Origin of the sequence: Paenibacillus glycanilyticus, from assembly GCF_051200795.1 — a bacterium.
Lineage (GTDB): Bacteria > Bacillota > Bacilli > Paenibacillales > Paenibacillaceae > Pristimantibacillus > Pristimantibacillus glycanilyticus.
Genome location: NZ_CP195155.1, coordinates 3,934,399 through 3,955,013 on the forward strand (window position 1 = coordinate 3,934,399; position 20,615 = coordinate 3,955,013).

At 47.2% G+C, this 20,615-nt stretch carries 17 protein-coding genes; 3 read left to right on the forward strand and 14 right to left on the reverse strand.

The annotated features are described in order from the left end of the window. Nucleotides 1-110: 110 nt before the first annotated feature. On the forward strand, nt 111-938 hold the full coding sequence (locus tag ACR9FF_RS18000; protein WP_435163468.1) for an AraC family transcriptional regulator: 828 nt from the start codon (nt 111-113) through the stop codon (nt 936-938). Between the two features lie 27 nt (nt 939-965). On the opposite strand, the gene ACR9FF_RS18005 is transcribed toward ACR9FF_RS18000, so the two are convergent. Further along, nucleotides 966-1,565: a hypothetical protein gene (locus ACR9FF_RS18005; protein ID WP_435163470.1), complete on the reverse strand. Its 600-nt coding sequence runs from the start codon at nt 1,563-1,565 to the stop codon at nt 966-968. Between the two features lie 843 nt (nt 1,566-2,408). Here ACR9FF_RS18005 and ACR9FF_RS18010 point away from each other — a divergent pair. Continuing rightward, nucleotides 2,409-2,999, forward strand: a complete 591-nt coding sequence (locus ACR9FF_RS18010; RefSeq protein ID WP_201000927.1) for a YjgB family protein — start codon at nt 2,409-2,411, stop codon at nt 2,997-2,999. 67 nt (nt 3,000-3,066) lie between these two features. Here the strand turns inward: ACR9FF_RS18010 and ACR9FF_RS18015 are convergent, their stop codons facing one another. The 11 genes from ACR9FF_RS18015 to ACR9FF_RS18065 form a co-directional block, all read right to left on the reverse strand. Further along, nucleotides 3,067-3,747, reverse strand: a complete 681-nt coding sequence (locus ACR9FF_RS18015; protein ID WP_435163472.1) for a serine/threonine protein kinase — start codon at nt 3,745-3,747, stop codon at nt 3,067-3,069. Nucleotides 3,748-3,970: 223 nt separating this feature from the next. Then, nucleotides 3,971-4,483 carry a hypothetical protein gene (locus ACR9FF_RS18020; protein WP_435163474.1) on the reverse strand — a complete coding sequence of 171 codons (513 nt, stop codon included), beginning with the start codon at nt 4,481-4,483 and terminating at the stop codon, nt 3,971-3,973. A gap of 432 nt (nt 4,484-4,915) precedes the next feature. Further along, the gene (locus ACR9FF_RS18025) at nt 4,916-5,968 is read right to left on the reverse strand and encodes an AI-2E family transporter (RefSeq protein ID WP_435163476.1); all 1,053 of its coding nucleotides are present in this window, start codon (nt 5,966-5,968) and stop codon (nt 4,916-4,918) included. Between the two features lie 198 nt (nt 5,969-6,166). Then, the gene (locus tag ACR9FF_RS18030) at nt 6,167-7,348 is read right to left on the reverse strand and encodes a GNAT family N-acetyltransferase (RefSeq protein WP_435163478.1); all 1,182 of its coding nucleotides are present in this window, start codon (nt 7,346-7,348) and stop codon (nt 6,167-6,169) included. A gap of 90 nt (nt 7,349-7,438) precedes the next feature. Continuing rightward, the gene (locus tag ACR9FF_RS18035) at nt 7,439-10,555 is read right to left on the reverse strand and encodes a glycosyl hydrolase family 95 catalytic domain-containing protein (RefSeq protein WP_435163480.1); all 3,117 of its coding nucleotides are present in this window, start codon (nt 10,553-10,555) and stop codon (nt 7,439-7,441) included. Nucleotides 10,556-10,565: 10 nt separating this feature from the next. Next, nucleotides 10,566-11,441, reverse strand: coding sequence for a carbohydrate ABC transporter permease (locus tag ACR9FF_RS18040; protein WP_435163482.1), 876 nt, complete (start codon nt 11,439-11,441; stop codon nt 10,566-10,568). 15 nt (nt 11,442-11,456) lie between these two features. Next, nucleotides 11,457-12,338 (reverse strand): ABC transporter permease, encoded by an 882-nt coding sequence (locus tag ACR9FF_RS18045; RefSeq protein ID WP_373312716.1) that lies wholly within the window; start codon nt 12,336-12,338, stop codon nt 11,457-11,459. A gap of 136 nt (nt 12,339-12,474) precedes the next feature. Then, nucleotides 12,475-14,115, reverse strand: a complete 1,641-nt coding sequence (locus ACR9FF_RS18050) for an extracellular solute-binding protein (RefSeq protein ID WP_435163484.1) — start codon at nt 14,113-14,115, stop codon at nt 12,475-12,477. Nucleotides 14,116-14,332: 217 nt separating this feature from the next. Then, entirely contained in the window at nt 14,333-16,723 is a 2,391-nt protein-coding gene (locus tag ACR9FF_RS18055) for a helix-turn-helix domain-containing protein (protein WP_435163486.1), read from the reverse strand. A 370-nt stretch (nt 16,724-17,093) separates the two neighbouring features. Further along, entirely contained in the window at nt 17,094-17,615 is a 522-nt protein-coding gene (locus ACR9FF_RS18060; RefSeq protein ID WP_435163488.1) for a hypothetical protein, read from the reverse strand. After that, on the reverse strand, nt 17,612-18,028 hold the full coding sequence (locus ACR9FF_RS18065; protein WP_435163490.1) for a MerR family transcriptional regulator: 417 nt from the start codon (nt 18,026-18,028) through the stop codon (nt 17,612-17,614). Before ACR9FF_RS18065 ends, ACR9FF_RS18060 begins: the two co-directional genes overlap by 4 nt. A gap of 340 nt (nt 18,029-18,368) precedes the next feature. On the opposite strand from ACR9FF_RS18065, the gene ACR9FF_RS18070 reads away from it, so the two are divergent. Beyond that, entirely contained in the window at nt 18,369-18,650 is a 282-nt protein-coding gene (locus ACR9FF_RS18070; RefSeq protein ID WP_127493271.1) for a hypothetical protein, read from the forward strand. An 83-nt stretch (nt 18,651-18,733) separates the two neighbouring features. Here the strand turns inward: ACR9FF_RS18070 and ACR9FF_RS18075 are convergent, their stop codons facing one another. After that, a complete protein-coding gene (locus ACR9FF_RS18075) occupies nt 18,734-19,210 on the reverse strand; it encodes a GNAT family N-acetyltransferase (protein ID WP_435163492.1) in 477 nt (158 codons plus the stop codon). Between the two features lie 124 nt (nt 19,211-19,334). After that, a complete protein-coding gene (locus tag ACR9FF_RS18080; protein ID WP_127493275.1) occupies nt 19,335-20,564 on the reverse strand; it encodes a multidrug effflux MFS transporter in 1,230 nt (409 codons plus the stop codon). Nucleotides 20,565-20,615: the final 51 nt, after the last annotated feature.

Below are 20,615 nucleotides of genomic sequence, written 5' to 3' on the forward strand. Positions count from 1 at the left end.
TAAAAATTGACTCCATGTAAGTTCGAGTATATGCTTTATTCGTCTGCATCAATAGGAATGGATTGAACTTTTTCTTATACAAAATGACACAGTAAGGAGGTGAATCGCATTTGAGCTTCGTAGAACTGCAAACCCCGCCCCTCCCTTATTACTGGGAGTCCGGCCGCTCCGAGTTCCGTGCCGGAGACCGGCATCCCAATCGAAGAAACTTCGGCCTATTCGACTTGATTGTTGTGGCTGAAGGGGAGTTGTTTATCGGGGAGAACGGTCAGGAATGGTCGCTAGGCAAAGGGGATACCTTGCTTTTGCTGCCTGACGGGGAACACTATTCGGTGAAGCCATGCGAGCAGCATACCGTTTTTTACTGGGTGCATTTCGAGCATCTGATCTGGCAATCGCATGCCAAGGAAGGAGCCTCGGCGCAATCTTTCTTGAATCCCCACCTCATTTGGATTCCGAAGCATATTGCCCTGAATGATCCCGGGAACGCCTTCAAGCTGATGAGTCAGCTGCTGAATCTGAGCGTCGGGGATTCCTTCTGGGAGGAACAAAGCTTGCTGGCCCGGCTGCTCTCGCTGCTCGAGAGCGAAAGCTTAAACAAAACCATTACGCCGGCTACGCGTCTCGCGGAAAAAGCCGCCTTTTATCTGCAGCAGAATTTCCAAAAAGACATTACAAACGAGCTGCTTGCCGAAGAACTGCACTTTCATCCTAATTACATCGTCCGCTGCATGAAGAAGCGATACGGCATGACGCCTAGCCACTACTTGCTTGAATTCCGGCTGGACCGGGCGAAGAAGCTGCTCGTTTCCTCCGAGTGGTCGATTGAACGAATTGCCGAAGAGGTTGGCTTCCGGTATGCCCCTTATTTCACGGCCTGCTTCAAGCGCAGGGAAGGCATCTCTCCGCTTCGCTACCGTAAATCGGTTCAGCAATGAAAAAGCGGAACAAAAAAAGCCGATAAGTTATCGGCTTTCTCTGTGCTTGAGCAAATTGATTATTCGTTCATAGTCATAAATGTTATAGGTTTTAAAAGCTAATTTATGTATTCCGCCGCTCTCCGTAAATGAAAAGATAACATAATCTTCATCCCTCTCGAAATCGGCCGAAAGATTATTCTTGCTGATCTCCTTAATGAGCACGGCTTCAGACTCCGCCTGGAACAACGATTTTTTCATGACTCTAACTTCGGTATCCGTAAAAACAAAGAATCCTTTAAAACGCACATCGTCTATTAGAATCGTCAGATCCTTAATTTTGGTGTCGGATGCTTCAGCGATCTTCTCCTGTATGCTGCTGGAGGAAGTTGGCTGGAACAGCGATAAGATTCCGGATTGAACCGGTTGATTTGCATCAAATTTATTCACTAGCTTTTGCAGCAGATTAACGATTTCCGATAAGCCTATAAAGATAAAGCCTGCCGTAACACCCGACAACCACCAATATAGAGCAATGGTCATATGAAAGCCATCAGGAGCATCACCGAAAACTAAGCCTTCAATAAACCCAATGACAAGCAGCAGTATTCCGATTCCCATCAAGCATGTAGAAATATTGTTTCTCATTTGTCTATGACTCCTTGTTAGGTAAAAATTTTCCTATTGGCATCATAGCAAAATTTAGTAGATTGGACTAGTTATTTCTTCCTCAGCCTTCTAATCGACGATATTTCTTGCCTTTTCAATACACTCTTTTAACTTCTTTATTAAACCAATGAATATAACCGCAACGATCACAAATTAATATATTTGCTGAACGGTTAGCAAAATCGAGATTAAGGAAACTCATAAAAGCCGTGTTTAATTGCGCGTAACTTTTTTCGAATTTATTATAATGGCAATGTACGCAAAGGACTGTGATCCCATTAGCGCTATATTCGCCTGGACCCTTGACTTCCTTCAGATTTTTGGCAAACAACTTAAGAAAACTCTTCGCCCCAGCTATAATCGTTCATCCTCTCATGTGATCTTTAATTCTTCCGAGCTATTAATGCTCCTACAGTTCCAACTACTAACGTCACGACTATAAGGACGATATGGAATAACGTTTCTTCGAATTCATGGACACTATGTATTGTGCTTGAAAAACTAATCATTTCGATAATCAGAACCATAATCCATATCACAAAAACAAGAAAACGAATCACACTATATCACCTCAGCTTTCGTACTAATAGATTGAATTTTAACAGGGATAAGTTGAACCATTTAGCTGTCCTCCTGTTTTTCTATAAATAGAATAGGTCGCCATAAGGTTAAAAGAATTGTACCACATAATGAAATCTCCTCCCCATTTCGAGGTAATTATTTACATCGAATCTTGCTTGCAACAATTTTGAATGTACATGCGTCAAAGCTAATGCAACTTGAACGGGGAACTTATCCCGACATCCCGAGGAGGTAAATCAAATGAAATTTTATAAATCCATGAAAAATATCGCAGTGGCTTCAGTGCTCGCTGGAACGTTAGCATTGTCTGCCACAGGAGCTGTCCCATCGCATGCTGCCGCTGCTCAAAGTACCGCTGCTGTCGACGATCACGCAAAAGCTTATGAGACGCTGATGAGTTTCTATAAGCCGGCACTTAATGGTCAATTCCCTAATTTCCACGGTTTTACGATTGGTTCGACTACGCACCAGTCGGTTATCAAAGCTATTGGTGAAGCTGAATCTCCTGCTAAGGATTCCGACGACTTTGATGTATATCATGCCGAAATGGGCCATCCTGGATATGCGATCAGCTATAAGCTGGGCAAAATCAAAGAAATGCGTTACTTCGGAACAAATGTGGAACGGCAGACTAACCTCGGAGGAATCTCCGTTAAAATGCTGGTACAACACTGGGGCACTCCAAATGAGTCCGTCCTGATTAAGTCGGGCAAAACCGTGCAAAAGAAAATAACCTATGTTCGCGGTAAATACCAGCTCGAATTCATCTTTGACGGCACAAGCGGAACGGGCTTAAACCATATTAATCTTGTGAATAAAACGATTAAGTAAACAGCACTCTATTAAGAAATAAAGGGCAGATGGTCCGCTTAAGACCATCTGCCCTTTTACAACTGCCCTATTTGCGTTTTCCCAAAAAAAGTTGACTCACCCGTTTAGAGAAATCTTCTATCCCGAAACTTGCCGTATCAATCCGGTTATACCAATTCGTTATCGTTTCCAATATCCATAAAGGGATCTGCACTCCGCTAATCATAGGATAAAAATGTTTGTATGACCATACTAAGTGTTCCCACCGGTTATCGTTTCCGTCTTTGCTATATTCCGATACATCGAGAACTTTTCCTCTTCCGCCCTGCAAAAGTACATTTTTAAGATGAATATCTCTGGGGTTCATCCCTTGGCTGCGAATAAACTCCCGGGCATTTTCGACGTCCTGTATCACCTGCTCTGAAACAGGGATCCCCTGTAAAAGACAATCATAGAGAGTAACTCCTTGTTCAAAACTTAAGACCAGATAGTTGGAGCCGGCACCATAACAATGGGGAAAATAGGGGGAGCCTTGCAAGCGTTCATAGATGCCTGCTTCCACGTTTTTTTTCTCTAATGACTGAGCGGTATATACTTTATATGCGTAATTAGGGGTGTCAGAATGATAAAAGACCGCGGCATCCGTTCCTATGCCGATGCAACGCAAATCTTCCGAGAAGCCGATGACGGAAACCGGCTTGTTATTCTCATGTCCTACGACTTCAATGCTCTTTAATGCTTCCTCAACTTGGTTCCAGTCTTCACTCACAACGATCTTCTCCTTCTTGATTTGGCATTACATAAGACTGCTTACAATTCGGAGGAATAAATAATAGTGGGCTTCGATCTGATTAGGTTATCGAATAATAGTTTTACGTTTACCATACGGTAACTGTTTCAACTATTCTTCCACAACAAAAAACCGACTGTGCAACATGCACGGCCGGCTCTCTAAAAAATCTCCTCCATCCATCCACCAACTATAAAAACGTTCACTCCGTTATTAGCTTTCCTCTAAAGATAAACTTGTTCTCGGAAGATATTTCGATACCGGTACTTCCCAGCTTCGTATGACCGTTGTATGCCGTAAGCTTGATTATCGTTTTATATTGCAATTTATTCTCTTCCGTTAAAGGTGACCAGTATATCGTTTCACCAGGCTTAACTTCGGCCTTTTTCCCTTGGGAATTCACTTTTCCGTCTGAAGATTTCCATAATAGCAAATCCCCGTCTGAGGAGCGAACGATAATGCGCGTTGCTTCCTTATTTGCAATGGTTAACGGGAAACCCGGCACATTGCTCATTAACATCGTGTACGCAGCGAGCGGAAACTCAACCTCTGGCGGATGAATCTCTTTACCTTGAGACCCGCTTTGATTGATTAGTGTATTCCCCATAAAAAGGATAAAGCCAAGCACACAAACCGCAATAACCAGAGCTATCTTCCGAATAGATTTGTTACCTCTCGTTGATTGTAAAGCATCCATGTTATTTATATCTTCCATTTCCGTTCATACTCCTAATCGTTCTTGCCTTATTAATTTATAACGCCTATGATGCTAAAACCAATAAACAATAAAAGCATCCCTGCGCTGAAAAACAGCGGGTGGAAGCTCCTTTCGTCCGTAACCCTAAAAGCCCTCTTAATACTGCCACCGCCTAAAGTAACGATTACGGCAGTAAGCAGGACAGCAGCTAAATGGGATAAGTGAATCCTTCCTACTACGATAAATACAACTGCGCTGCTGCATACTCCGGCTAAAAACCAATATATATTCTGCCTGTTTGGTCTCAATTAATCAACGCTCCTTACACGAAAAAATTTCTTAGACTATTAGCTAAAATATATACGCTTCCAGCGATTGGAATGTTACGTTGAACAGCTTTAAAAGAAAAAAAGACAGCTGGTCATCATGACCAACTGTCTCATAATGAGATTATAGATCCGATGATCGTCCGCTTTTCACCGGCTTTGTCTGCTCTTCCAACGAATCAGCCTGCTCCACCTTTAACACGTCCAGCATAAACATAAAGATTGGAATACCAATCAACAGCCCCCAGATGCCCATGTAATGCTCGGACAAAATAAGAATAAAGAACGTGTAAAACATCGGCAGGTTTGTTTTGTGCGAATATAACCTTGGGTTCAAGAAGTACGTTTCAAGAGCATGAATGAGCAGTACCAGAACGATAACCCAAATGACGGTTTTAACTCCGCCAATCTGGTAGCCGATAATCCCGATCGGGACAAAGGAAACAACGACACCCGCAACCGGAATGAGGCTTAGCAAAAATACCATAATGGTCAGCGCGAACAGGTACGGGAAGCCCATGATCCATAGACCGGCAATCGTAAGGGCGGTATTAAATACGGCAATCATCAGCTGGACTTCAAGCACCTTACCGAAGGAAGCAATAAACTTGCCGCCAAAATAACGGAATTCAAGATACAGCCAGCCAATCGAGCTTTTGCTGAATTTTTCGGTAAAATTAACGATCTTACGCCTCTCCAGCAGGAAGAAATAGCTAAGCAGGATAACGAGCAAAATAATCTCGAGCCAGCCGCCAATCATCTTGGCATAAGCAAGCGCACTGTTCAGAAACGTTTTGTATTCGATTTTGTCGAGCGTATCCGCGACGACCTGAGCGATTTGATCGTTTTGCGCTGAACCTAGAAACTTTTGCACGTTGTTGACGATATCCACAATCTCGTTAATCAGCTTCGGCACGTAATTGACCAGACCGTAAACGAGGCCAAACACAAGCGCGACATATAAGACAGAGGTTACTACAACGGGCGACACCGGGATTACCCTGCGAATTTGCTTGGTTATAAAGCTCTGCAGCCGCATCATCACAAACGTGACCATAAACAGCAGCAGCAACAAATTCAGCATATCGCGGAGACTGTAGAGCAGAACTACGACTAGTAAAACAAACACAATTCTTTTGATAATCGGATGAGTGAAAAAGGTTCTGAGTGTTTCCAAAGATTTCCCCCGCAAAATTTGATTGATTTAATAAACGTTTATAATTAATAATACCTGTTTTATATATAAAACGCATCTTTTCTAATCTATATAAGGTGAAACGGTTATCTCCGTCATTGGCGAAACGAGTAAAAAAATAAAGCTGCCGCAGCCGGCAGCTTTATTCATATAAACGAAACAGGTTGCTATTATAAAGCTTTACACAAAGCACAAGCCCGCCGTATACGGAAACGGAACCGGGAATAATTCCCGGTAGGCATCGGCTTCAGCAGGCAGCTGTATAGCATCCGTTCCGACACGATCGAATAGCAATCGAATCAGTTCTTCATCGCTTAACGAGGCGGAAGGCCGGCCTGTAGAGTCGGACAATTGCCAGCTGCCGATGTCCTTCCGGTTCAAATGAAGGCCATTCGCGGTTTCTTGTTTCTCCAGCCATGGCGATAACTGGTCCATTAATGCCTCGCCGCTCAGAATTTGGACGGTACCCGGTTGACCTTCCTCCGCGGAAGGAATCGCCGACAACCGTTCATGAATGGCTTTTTCATGCCACGGAATAGGAATCTCCAAGGATTGCAGGCCAATTCGGTTTACGGCTTCGGCGAATAATCTGACAACCTGCGCCGAATCTCCGGCATAATCGAGAACCGACCCGTTTAATTGCGTATCCGACGTAACGCCAATCACCGCAAAACCGACAACCTTCCCATCCAACTCCTGCACAAATACCCGTTGACTCATCCGCATCACGCTTGCAATGGCTTCCGCCTTGAGCAGCGTGCCGAATTCATTAATGCCCAGCTGATAACGTATCTGCCGAGTTTCAGCAGCCTCCTGCACGGCAAACAAATCTTCCGGCCGCATCTCCCGGATCTCGCCTTTTTCTTCCGATCCACCGAGCAAGGATTCTGCTTGCAGCGCATTCATGCGATATTTGCTAATTCTCCCGAACAGCTTACAGCCCGCCCGCGTGTATAAAGAGCGGTCACCGGATACGAGCAGCAAGGAAGCCCCTGCATCCCGCGTGAATTGCTGAACTTGCTCCAATAGCTGACTCGCGTACCCTTTGCCTCTTGCCGACGGTTCCGTACAGACCGAACCAAGCGAGGCTACGCGCAGCGCTGCCTCGCCAATCCGGATCGTCCACAGGACAACGCCCATAAACGATACCAATTTGCCGTCTTCTTCAAATGCGCCGTAGGATAAGTGCAACGCCGCATCGGAGAAGAGAAACGGGAACAATTGGCCCATGGACGTCTGATTGCCGTCCCGGAATGTCGCATCCGACAAGCGGACAGCTTCTTGCATTTCAGCGCCTGTCAATCTTCGGATCTGCACCATTTCCATTCCTCCGATTTCTTCAACATCCTGTTTGTTTGCCATGCTTCTTTCTTAAATTCACTGTAACATTGGAAAGAACTTCCGCGTCAAACTTCTTCGCCGTTGCATCCAGCAATTCCTTCACTCGCAACTTCACAAATACGAGTAATTTCGATTAATCACCAGCAAATTTATCCGCCAAGGCAGACCTTCGCATGAACGGAAATGCAGCTGTAGGAAGCCATCCTTTTTTTGCGTAACCGGGATGATATCCGTTACGTATTCCCCCGCTTTAAGAGACTTCTCTGGTCTCCAGTGAAGCTGTCCAAGGATTATAAGCTCTGTGCAGGAGGGTGCTGCTTCGTCTCCCGAAACGATTAGGAGGTCATATCGGCCTTTGGGAAGCTCGATCCTAAAAACCGCATCGCCTGCTCCACCAATAAAGTCTCGCCGAAGCAAGTCGGGCGATCCGCGGTCGATAGCTGTTAATTGTTCCGTCCGCTCCCAGCCAATCCCGCTATATGGCGTAAAGATCAGATCCGGGGTTACTTTTCGGAATGCCTGACCAAGCACACCTGCAATGTGAATCTGACGGGGAAGAGCTTCCGCATAATTTTTGCCCTGCAGTTCTTCCTTAACGCCAAAGTCAAGCCGGTATGCCGCAAGCCTCGACACTCTGTTGTTTCCCGCGTAATAATCGAAGGTAAAATGATCGAGCAGCCGGTAATGCTCCGTGTCCCGGTTCTTCCCCAGAAATACGCGCCGACTTGTGTGCGCTTCATGAACATGCGGGCTGCTGATGGCATTGTTATCCCTTATCCCCCTTGCATGAACCGGCGGCCAATCCGACAATATAGTACCTTCCGCAAGATGAACATAGACGAGGTAATCACTGCCTTGAACCGTATCAAAAACCAGACAGCCTTGATCACGCGCATCTTCCTCCAGCGTCAAGGCACATCCGGACAAATTCACAACCTTGACGTTCTCCCCATCGTCAAACGGATTCCTCAACACAACTCTTCCGCCGGCAAGGCTTCGTATATGTACCCATTCCGTAAGTCCTGCCTGACGTCTGGCGCTGACTTCAAAGCCGCCAACCGCAAGCAATCCCCTGAAATCGCATGCTTCCCACTTGCCATAAGCCCGCTCCTCTAACTGATGGTTATACATGCCATTTGTCCGTTTCCGCTCCAAGGTTCCTTCCGGAACGGCAGGAAACACCTCGATTACGCCGTCATAGCTTTGCAGCAGCATCTCGTTAACGGCAGCGACAAGCTCACCGGAAGCTTCCATCATAAACGGATGGTACAAGGGTTCATTGGTTATGTTACAGTAATTCATCCATCTTTCCGTCTCCTCCGCGAACAAACCGTTGCAACGAAGCGACAGGTCGATGCCCTGCTCATACAGCAGCCGCAGCGCATCGTCTCCCCTGCCTAACCGCGAAGCCGCGCAGGACAGCCAGCCGAATTGGAACATGCCGAATTCCGTATTTTCCGCCGCGTAACGAAGCGTATTTTCTGCCTGCTGTCGCAGTGGCAACTCCGCATTCCTATCGATCTCGCCAATCGGATAAATGGGCATTAATAATGACGGATGCCGCAGAGGAAGATCCGGCGGCGCCCATTCGGAATCGAGCCATATTTTCCCGTAACGCGTAGAATCCGCTTCAGGATAAGGAGCCAGCTTCCCCGCAATGTCCTCCCATTTACTCCGCTCTTCCTCCGGCTCGCCGAGCAATCTGCTGGCTTCTATCGCCATGCGGAATAAATAGTTGACGGATGCCAGCGTACAAGTCGAGTTACGCGTAAGCGGTCCTTGCTCCGGCGAAATATCCGGGAAGACGTAATACAAACCGCTGTCGGCATCAAATTGCAATAACTCTTCAAAAAATTGAGCGAGCTTTCGAATTAGCGGATAAGCCTTCTCGCGCAAAAACGTCTCGTCCATGCCGTACCTGTAATAATCCCATAAAAACTGCGCGCACCACGGCCAAATGCTGTAATACAAGGCATGCGGGTAATCCCCGGCAATTCCGTCCAATCCGTAGAACTGTTTCGCCATTCGTTCGGCGGTGCCGGCATAGGAGAGTAAGCCTTCATTAAACAAGCTGGCCAGCTCCAGGTGATTGGACGCATACAGCGGCCAAAAGGCGGCTTGAATATTCACATCCCAGTACCACATGCTGCCCCACTTGGTCGGCTGCTTGATATCCCATAGACCGTTTAGTCCACAAGCCTGTTCAGGCATGGTACCTCCGCGTCCGCTGCTGCAGGACAGAGCATAAAGGTTAATCCGGTATAAATCCTCGAGCAGCTTATCCGGAAGCGTAACGGACGAACGCCTCCAGAAGCCCTGCCAATAGGATTGATGGCGTTCTCTCGCCGCGGTTAGTCCGGGAATATATTGACGCAGACGCTCGAATGCAGTCTGCACCGGGTCCTCCGCCTGCACTTCCGTAACGACCGACGTAAGCAAAGTTAGGCTATTTTCGGCTTCATCTAACCGAATTCGAATAGCTCCGTCGCTATTCACGGCTGTTCCTTTCGCGCCAAGCAGCTTTGTTATGGCAACAAAGGAAAAGGGACGATGGCGTTCCTTGTCTTCCCCGTCCGGGTAGAAGGAGCCTGTATAATAAATGGTTGTATCATCATGCCAATGGTAGGAAGCATGACTATAGGCATATCTTCTTAACGGCAGCGCAAGCTCGATTTCGCTTAGCAGAGTGCCTTCCGTTTGTTTAATATCCATGACAATGAAATCCCCGTCTTCGGCTGCCATCGTTGTAACCTCGAGCTTCTTGCCCTCTTTCTCGATCCGCAGCCGGACTTCCGCCTTGATTACTTCAAGCTGCAGCTCGTAATGATCCGGATCCTTCAGCTCCGCAGACGGATAGAGCTTTATCTCTCCGGTCGGATAATGGGAGCTCCCCCCGGGCGGCTTGCCGTATTGCCGATACATGCTGCTGTCGCTCAGGGCATCTCCGTATAGAAATAACGGTTCTTCTGCAGGGCTGCGGTACATCGCCTGGGCATGCTTCCGAAGCTCGTCATAGGTTCGGCCATACTGGAAACCGAAGTGCTGTCCCTCTCCTTGCCGAAAGGCTGTACTGTAACGGTGCAGCTTGCGATAGTACACCTCGTAGTGGTTAAGCGCCATGGTCATCGTCTCATCTTCGTAATAGACCATTCCGCCGAAATGCCCATTGCCTAGCGGCAAGGCTTCGTTCCAGCTGCTTGGCGCATTGTCGTACGTCACCGTTGTCATGGCCATCCTCCTACCCTTTGATCGCCCCGATCATAACGCCTTTAACGAAATACTTCTGCAGGAACGGATACAAGCAAATAATCGGCAAAGTCGACACGATAATCGTCGAGTATTTGATCGTTTCGCCAATGGCGTATTTATCATCGCTGGCCGCACCGGTCATCATCGAATCCGTGCTGTTGGCGATCAGAATGTCGCGGAGCACGAGCTGAAGCGGATACTTCTCCGTGTCGCGCAAATAGACGAGCGCGCTGAAATACGAGTTCCAATGGCCTACCGCATACCATAGAATCATGACGGCAATAACGGGCATCGACAGCGGAAGCACGATCCGGAATAAAATCGTCCATTCCCCCGCTCCATCCATCCTTGCCGATTCCTCCAGGCTCGCCGGAATGGTCTGGAACGAGGTACGCATAATAATCAGGTTATACGTATTGATAGCGACTGGAATAAGCAGCGCCCACATCGTATTCATCATGCCAAGCTTGTTAACGAGCAGATAGCTTGGAATCAATCCGCCGTGAAAGACCATCGTGAGCACAATGAGGAACATCAGTAAATGCCGGAAATACAAATTCGGCCGGGAAAGCACGTAAGCGCCGATAGCGGTCATGACGAGGTTAATGGCTGTTCCGAGCAGCACATAGAGCAGTGTGTTCTCATACCCTTTCATGATCATCGGGTTTCGGAATACCGCCTTATAAGCGCTTAGATCAAATCCGGCTGGCGCCAGCAGCAGCCCGCGGTTCTGCAGGAAAGCCGTTGCATCGCTAAACGACGCGAATAGTACATACAGGAACGGATAGAGCGTCACCACGCATAGGCCAATCATTAGAATGACGTTTATCCCGCCGAATACCCTCTCTCCCATCGTTCTTTTCATAGCAAGTCTCCTCTATCACCACAATTTGGTCTCGCTGAACCGCTTGCTGATTTTATTGGCTGCCACAATCAGGATAAAGCTGATTATCGAGTTAAATAAACCAACTGCGGCGGTAAAGCTGTAACTGGCCTCCAATACCCCTTTACGGTACACGTAGGTTGAAATAACATCTGCCGTTGAATAGGTAAGCGGGTTGTAGAGCAAGAGTACTTTTTCGCTGCCAACGGACATCATATTGCCCATTTGCAGGATCAGCAAAATGATAATCGTCGGCATAATCCCGGGCAGCGTCACGTTTAGCGTTTGTCTCCACCGCCCCGCTCCGTCTATTCGCGCAGCTTCATACAACGTTGGATCAATCCCTGATATCGCAGCCAGGTAAATAATCGATCCCCAGCCCACGCCTTGCCAGACTCCCGAGGAGACGTACAAGAACCGGAACCAGCCCTCCTCCATCAGAAAATCGATTGGCTGGATGCCGAAGGAGCCAAGAAGCTGGTTCACTAGACCGGTGCGGCTAAGAAAATCGACCATCATCCCCGCCACTACGACAATGGAGATGAAATGAGGCAAATACGAGATGGACTGCACAATGCGTTTGAATGAGCTCTTCCGGATCTCATTCAGCAGAAGCGCCAGAATAATCGCAGCCGGAAAGCCAAACAGCAGCTCGTAAAGATTGAGCAGGACCGTATTCGTAATTAAGCGCCAGAAATAGATACCGTTAAAAAAGCTTTCAAAATGCTTGAAACCCACCCATGTACTTCCCCATATGCCATCGGACGGCTGAAAGTCCTTAAACGCAATCTGCAAGCCGTACATGGGACCGTAATGGAAAATAATATAATAAGCAAGAACGGGAAGCGCCATTAAATAAACGCCCCAATGCCGCTTCATATCCGTTTTTATCGTGTGCCGCAAAGCTGGATTCCCGACGTTTTTGGACATCGATCCTTCCTTCCTCTCTGTTCAAGGTGACGCACTCGCGCCGGTGGAGACGAGCCCGCTCGCCCCCACCAAGCCGATTCCGGGGTTAGCGCTTGGAGAAGCGTTCGAGCGCAGCCTGCTGGATTTGGACAGCATCGTCGATTCCCATGCTCTTAATCTTCTTCACGTAGTTGTCGAATTGGTCGATAGGCTCTACGCCCATAATGAATTTCAACAGCATTTCGTCTTTGTAGGTATTGATATCCGTCATAATCGAAGCGAATTTGCTGCTCTCGTCCTGCGTTGGCGTCACAAGCGGCATCTTGCGCTCAACCGTTGGCTTGGACCAGATTTCGAGAGCTTCCTTCTGCTGCGGGAGAGCGAGATATTGCAATTGGAAGTTGTCACTGAGCACGAACGGCGCGCTCCATGTGGCACGGTTATACTTGGCAATGGCTTGCTGGCTGCTGATTCCGTTGGACGGAGTCAATAATTCCGGCTTCAGGACCGCTTTTCCGTCCTGCATGGTATAGCTTTCGCCCTCAATGCCGTAGTTGAACAGCAGCTCGCCTTGCTCGCCGTACGCGTAATCGAGCCATTTAACGGTTTCGATCGGATTTTTATCGCTTGTCGTAATGGCCGCGCCAATCCCGTTAAAGGCAAAATCCTTTTGCCCCCAAATCGGCGTATCGCCGGCGTTTAACACCGGATAAGGAGCCGCAACAAGCTTGAAGCCAGGATCTTTATCCTTCATAAGACCGGCGTATTTGCCGATTCCGCCGCCGTTATAGGTAGCCGTTGCGCCCAGCAGGTTCGTTGTCATTTTATTGTCCAGCAGCTTGGCATTAGGCGCGGCGAAATCTTTGTCCAGCAGTCCTTCCTTATACCACTTGTTCATCGTCTCCAGGAAAGACTTGAATTCCGGCTGAATCGGGCCATACTTCACGGTACCGTTATCCTGGTAGAAGCTGTTGTTAATTCCCCATGCCCCAAGGAATGGAGCGTCTACATTTAACAGGTCTTTGTCCAAATAAAGAGGAATTTCATCCGCCTGACCATTGCCGTTAGGATCCTTTTCCTTAAACGCTTTCAATACGTTGTACCAGTCATCAATGGTTTCCGGCTTGCTTAAGCCCAGCTTGTCGAGCCAATCCTGGCGGATCGCAGGTCCGAAGAACACCCTTACTTTATCGGCGCCGCGGAGGAACGGGAAGGCATAGATACTGCCGTTGTCCGTCGTGATTTGCTTCTTCCAGTCCGGATGCTCGTCGAGCAGCTTCTTCAGATTAGGCGCGTACTGATCAATGAGATCGTTAAGCTTGATGATTTTGTTATCCTGAATCGCTTTCTCGGGACCGCCCAAGTAATCATTCCAGTTGTATTCAATGACATCCGGAAGCTTGCTGGACACGATCATGAGGTTAAACTGCTCCTTCGCTTGCGCAGGGTCAAGCGGCGGATGCTGGAATTCAACCTTGACGCCCGATTCCTTCTCCCTCTCTTGATACATGCCCATTTCCGCATAGGTTTTCATTTGCGCTGCGGCTGCGGCGTGATTCGCCACCCAATAAGAAAGCTGGCTAAGCTTTGGCGGCTGCGTTTCCTTGCTTCCTGCAGATTCGGTTCCGCTTGTCTGCTGCTCGGCGTTTCCCTTGCTCCCGTTATTCCCGCTGCTGCATGCCGCAAGCGACACAGCAAGAGCCGATACGGTCAAAATACTGCCGGACCATTTTAAAGTTTTGTTCATACGCGTGAACACTCCCCCTGAATTAGTGGCCATCGTCTTACAAGCGCTTACGATTCCAAGTTTACGTTCGGAGGCCGAGGTGCGCCTATGCTCTACTTTTCATCTGCGTTGTCTTTTCATAAGATTTCGGCGCAAGCAAAAAACAAATCAGTTGGATCTTAAAACCGATCAGTACTCGATTTATAAAGGAAAAGACAGTCTCATGGAGACTGTCTTGCTATTCATTCAAGCTGATGGCATCCGGTACAATGGTCTCCCGGTACTTCCCAGGCGTAATTCCCTCAAGCTTCTTGAATCCCCGGATAAAAACAACATCATTGTTATAGCCGACCAGCTGCGCGATTTGCGCGATCGTCAGATCTTTATTGTCCATCAGCTGCTTTGCGGCTTTCATCCGCTTCTGGGTAATGTAGTCGATCAGGTTTTGCCCCTGATTTTTCTTAAAGAATGTAGAAATATACGGCGGGGTCATTCGGAAATGCTCGGCAATCATCGCAAGCCCCAGATTGGAATCGCCCAGCATCTGCTCCACATAGGCTAGTATGTCATGAAGCAGCTGGGTGCGATGATCGGAGCGCTCCACGTTGAAGGATCTCGTAAGCGTATCGTACAGCTCCTTTGTCTTCCGCTGCATCCCCTCTGCCGTTGTATAGGAAAACACGGCTTTTATCGGATCAAAGTCCTCGCCAAGCTCTTCCAGCTGATTCATATTCGTCGAATTCATGATTTTCAGGAAGGTACTGATAATATTGAAGAACAGACATTTCCCCATCTCCGGCGTAAAGTGGCTGGACGAGAAATTCATGTTGTAGATTTTGTCCAGCAGCTTGCCGGCATTGTCGGTATCGCCGCTTCTTACGAAGTTCGTCAGCTGAATCTCGATTTCAAGCGGATAATAGTAATGCTGTTTCGTGCTGGCAAGGTCCTGAAAATAAATAATCGCGTTTTTGCCCAAAATCAGCCTGTATTCCAACGCGGCCAGCGCTTCCGGATACGAGTTCCGGATCGCTTTCGGACCTTCGTGGACGCCTCCTGCCGCGATCGTGATTCCAATTTTGAATTTCTTCGATAGAATCTCGTAGAGGGATTGCACGATATCGTGGATGACGGCTTCCTCGTTCCTCCGCTCCTTATCCAGATTAATCAGGAACGCAAGCCGGTCCCGTTCGAGCTCCACGACATATCCCTTCTGTGGAGGGCCGATCAGATCAATGCCAATGTTGGTCACGACAAACCTGGCTCTTGCCCACTTCTCTTCATCCTCGTCGGAGAAGAGATGCACATCCTCGATTTTCACCAGAAATACGGCAAACCGGTCACTAATAAAGTTCAAATTCATGAAATGCAGCGATTCTTCACTCTCGGAGGACAGATCCACATCCATATAGCCGTGCAGCAGGCGGGATAAATAGTTCGCGCGTATGAACGGTGTCTGCCTGGTCAACGTGTTCCGCAAATGCTTTTCTTCATGAATAGAGCCCTCAAACGTCTGCCTTATGAACTCGTATTCATTGTAGAAGGAGCGCCCGTGAATGGCTTTGCCGCGCATGATCGCATGTATGGTAGCGTGCAGCGGCTTATAGCTGCGGTATACCCCCGCTACAACCGCAAGCAGACCGGCAATTAGGCATAAAAGAAATAATCCGAGCGACCAGCTTTGAATCTGGTTCACCTGCTTCATGAACACGTTATTCGGGGTAATCGATACATAGCGGAAGCCCGCTTTCTGGGAGCTTACGAACGATACCATCTGATCCACTCCGCCCATCTTGTAAGCAAAAGGGGCATTGGTCTGATCCATTCGCTTCAGCAGATCCGCCGGGAACAACGCGGAGCCGGTGCTCATAATCGTCTGTCCGTTGTTATCTAGAATATAAATGTCGCTGTTACTTGCCGATTCGAGCTGGGCGAACATCGCCTTGATCTCATTTACGTCGATCAGAACGATAAAATTCCCCAGATGATCCGACGGTGAGCTGACGGGCAGCGTTTGCTCGTACACGATGACGTCGCCCGGAATAACCTCAAGACTTGCGAGCGGATTTAGTCCTCGGGAGAGGGAAGTAACCGGCAGATACGCCGATTGATGCGTGCTTTCCAGCATACCGGTTTTCCACTGCTCGTAGGACTGATCTTTAAAGGTATAATTTGTTTCGTAAAACGTATGGGAATCGGTCAGCTGATCGGATTTGATAATCGTATCGCTTCGCGAGAAATAGACGAAATAATCAAAAATGAAGCTGCTGGTCATATTCCGGTAACGAGCCAGCTTGTCCCTCATAAATTCGACGAACTGATACCGGTCCGCGCTGCTTGGATGTCCTTGTATCTTCAGCATGTAATCCAGCTTGGGATCAAATACAACCTGACGGGCCAATAGATCGACCTCCGACAGTTTATTGTCGAGCGTCAGCCTAAGCTGCTCCAGCATCGCTTCATTGGACCGGTTCGTGCTTTTCTCGAGGCTGTTCTCAACCTTGGCATACAGAAATACACCCATGGCAAGGGGGATTAGAAGAATAAATAGATTGGAAATAATCATCGTTTGGAGCGCATGGCTTCGGTTGCGGAATAATCTCTTATGAATCGGCAGATGCAAGCTAATCACGTCCCATCCTGAAGTGATCTTACGGATGCTATACTTCCGAAGCTGATATGCGTGAGGAATAATTATTTACATATTCGCCTAATTTCCAAAAAGCTCCTTTAAGCCGGGCAAGAAATTAGCCAGCTCGCACAAAAGAAGCCGGCCCCTAAATAGGGGACCGGCTTCTTTTGGCTTTAATAGACGGATTTTTTGTTACAGCTCGAATGTTGACGTATGGACGTCTGCCGCGTATGCGCTCTTTTGCATCCGTTATGCTGCACGCCATCACCATATCAAAATATGTTACTCCGAACCGGTCTTCATGTTCCACGGTATACTCATGCCTTACATACGGAATAAGGGTCATATCTTCAACTCCGATCAGCAATTTTCAACCATCTACCCGATACTTCTGCTCCAGAAAAGAATATTCGTTATTTAAAGTCAACCTTTTAGGACGGATTCCGATTACCTCAATCTCATCTAATTCATTAGAGGCTTGTTTAATGGCCAGTTGCGTAACGCGATTAACAACCTCATCATCAATCTCGACGGTTTCCATTTCATCTGCCAATACTACCCTTATAGGAATAGAAACAGATTGCATGCAGCGATGTTTTTGCCAATCCATAAATACGATATCAACGGTTATTGCATGATCACCGCAAGCGATTTGGTTCGTCGTATAGATTTCCAACATAAGATCATCCGTTTTTGCAAGTACGATTGTACCTGCCTCATCTTCGTTGTGATGATTTAGGTTTGGCAAACGAAATATACCATCTGGCATACCAACATTTATTTGAATATCTGTGATCACAGACTGATCAACTTCAGCCAATCGAATCCAAAGATGATTCAGTCCCTCCTCATTCTCCATCATCGATTTTGCAAGCCTGTATTCAATATTCAATCGCGATCTCCCCTTAAAAGCATGGAAACGGATTTAATGACTTTTTGTTTTACCTCCTCCGATAAACGCGGACTCAAGGTAATCGCAACATCTTCCGTGATTTGATGCGTTTCGCTTTCCAAAACACGTTCAGGATTAAAAAGATTAATCTGGTCACCGATTTTTTCAATTTCCTCCATGGAGAGATTTCTTAACTTTTCTTGAATGGCCGCTAGTGTTTCACCCGTTCTACTTAAGGTGATGATCGCTCTAAGGTATTGTACATGCTTTTTCGAGTATACTCTTTTATTCCCCACTAACTCAAGAGGCGGGAGTATCCCGATTTGCGTGTAATAACGCACCGTTCTAAGATTCATTTTTGCATCGTCCAGCTGAATGATCTCAGTAACTTGTTTCGCGGTAAAAGTATCCATCGTCCCCTCCTGCACATGAAAGTGTTATATTGTCACCAAAGTGTGTCAGTTACAGTTTACTGTAACTGACAACTTGCTGTCAAAGGTCAACTCGCAGAAAAAAATCCGCTATGATAGAGGATTTAAAAGGACAAATAAAATTCCTAGTTATGAACGCAAGCTGCTATTAAAAGTTGCGAAGCTTATTCATATGCACGATGCTAAGCAGTTCTTATTTGTTGCCCGCAAAAAAACATGACTATAGCCCTATATTATTCGTATATTATACTTACATTTAGAAAGTACTCATGCTATACTACCACTATTAACTATAAAAATTTACCAATATAGGAGGATATTTTTGAATAATAACAGCATCATGTTAAACTACACAAGGTATACGTTACATCTGGATAACGAACTGACCAACACGGCCGCAGGCATTTTATACTCCATTAAAGGTTGCGAGGTTCTGCAAGTCAGCTACGAAGCAATTGAGGTGGGGCAGACCCCTGAGGACAACGCAAAAACGTTTTTTGGTTTAATCGATTTCCGTATCGTAGATAACAAAATAAGTTTAGAAAGGATTCTGAACATTTTAAACCAAGAGCTCTTAACCTCATTTGAATTAAAGGATCAATAAAATAAAAGATGCCGTTCGCCTTCCCTAGGGAAAGCAAACGGCATTTTTAATATTATCCCTCTTATCACGTTCACTCATGTCATTTAATTGTAAGTCATCCACACCGTGCTTCCTACCACTTCAAACTGCTGTTTGTACCAAAAATTCTGTGATTTATCGAGCGAATAGACATACATCTTTTTATCCGGATATTTCGCTTTCAGCCAATTCACGAAATACGCCGCATACCCATTTCCCTCATGTTCCTTCAGCACATCCAACGCTTCTATAAAAATAAAGTTCGTCTCGTTCTTGATATCAATATAGAAATCTTTCTCCAAGTACCTTTCATCCGGGTGAAAATAATCCTTTTCCGCCTTCTGAATGAGCTGGTTGCCTTGCGCGTATTCCCGCACGACTCCGTATCCAACCATTTCGTCATTATGCTCAATCGTATAAATCACTTCCGGCAATTCCGAAGGATCCTTCCGGCTTAATTCCCCGGCATGATAACCCGAGCTTAACTCGCCTAACAGGCTTTGCATTTCTTTGTCGAACGGCTTAGTTATAATCGAAGGCATTTGTATCTCCCTTTTACTGTTTCATCGTTATATCAGAGTATAGCACGAGACGGCTGTAGTCAAATCCTATCTGATTTTCATGACAAAAATCCCGATCAATCATGATCGGGATTTTGTGAGGCTCTTATACGGCTTTTTGCCCTACCGTGTTTAATTTAGGCGCACTCGTGCCTCTTCTTACGAGCAGGAAGTAGGCGAGCATGGCCGCAATACTTGTAATTAAAATAATGATTCCAAGCGGAACAGCCGTATCTTCCCCGGCAATGCCAACGAGCGGAGCCACAACCGCGCCAAGCAGGAACGGAATAACGCCAAGCAGTGCAGCCGCGCTGCCCGCCTGATTAGCCTGGCTTTCCATCGCAAGCGGGAATGCTGCCGTTGAGGTTATGCCAATCGAGGCTACAAAGACAAAGAGCGGAATAACAAGCGTAAATAACGGTCCTTGAACAAGCGTTACCACTACAACGATGATGCTTGCCAATAAGGCAAGGCAAAGTCCAAATAGCAACAAGCTTCGTTCAGAAACGCGATGCGCCAGCCGTCCAACGATCTGGGAGCCGATGATCAGGCTGACTCCGTTCGAACCGAACAGAAGAGCAAATACGGTTGGCGATACTCCGTAAATATTTTGATAAATAAACGGTGTTCCCGATACGTAAGCAAATACCCCGGCGATCATAATGCCTTGTGCCAGCATGTAGCCGACAAACTGGCGATCACGTAACAGCGAACCGTAATTGCGCAGCTGCTGACCGAAGTTCGAAGGGCTGCGGCGGTCGACCGGCAGCGTTTCCTTGAGGCTCCATTTCGTCACGGAGAGCAGGTAGATGCCAAGCACCGCCAGGAAGATAAAGACGCCAATCCAGGAGGTAACCGACAACACCCCGCTGCCGGCAACAGGCGCCACGAGAGGTCCCAAATTACCTACGAGCAGAAGCAGCGAGAAGAATCGGGTAAGCTCGTGACCGCTGTACAAATCGCGTACGATCGCGCGGGAAATAACAATACCGGCCGAAGCGGCAACGCCTTGAATAAAGCGGAACAGGATCAAGAGAACGATATTCGGCGAGAATGCGCATGCCAATGAGGACGCCACATAAAAGGCCATCGAGATAAGCAGCGGAATACGTCGGCCATAGACATCGCTGAGCGAGCCCATCACAAGCTGGCCGATGCCAAGTCCGAGCAAGCAGGCTGTGAGACTGAATTGAACAAGCGAAGCTGACGAGCCAAGCTGTTCCACGATTTCCGGGAACGCCGGCAGATACATATCAATCGTAAACGGGCCTAGCGTCGAAAATAATCCGAGCAGCAAGGCTTGGCGAATAAAATTCGATTTTTTGTTTGCATTCATTGCGAATAAGAATCTCCTATCTCCCTAGTCTGTTTTCTCTATCTGTATCAA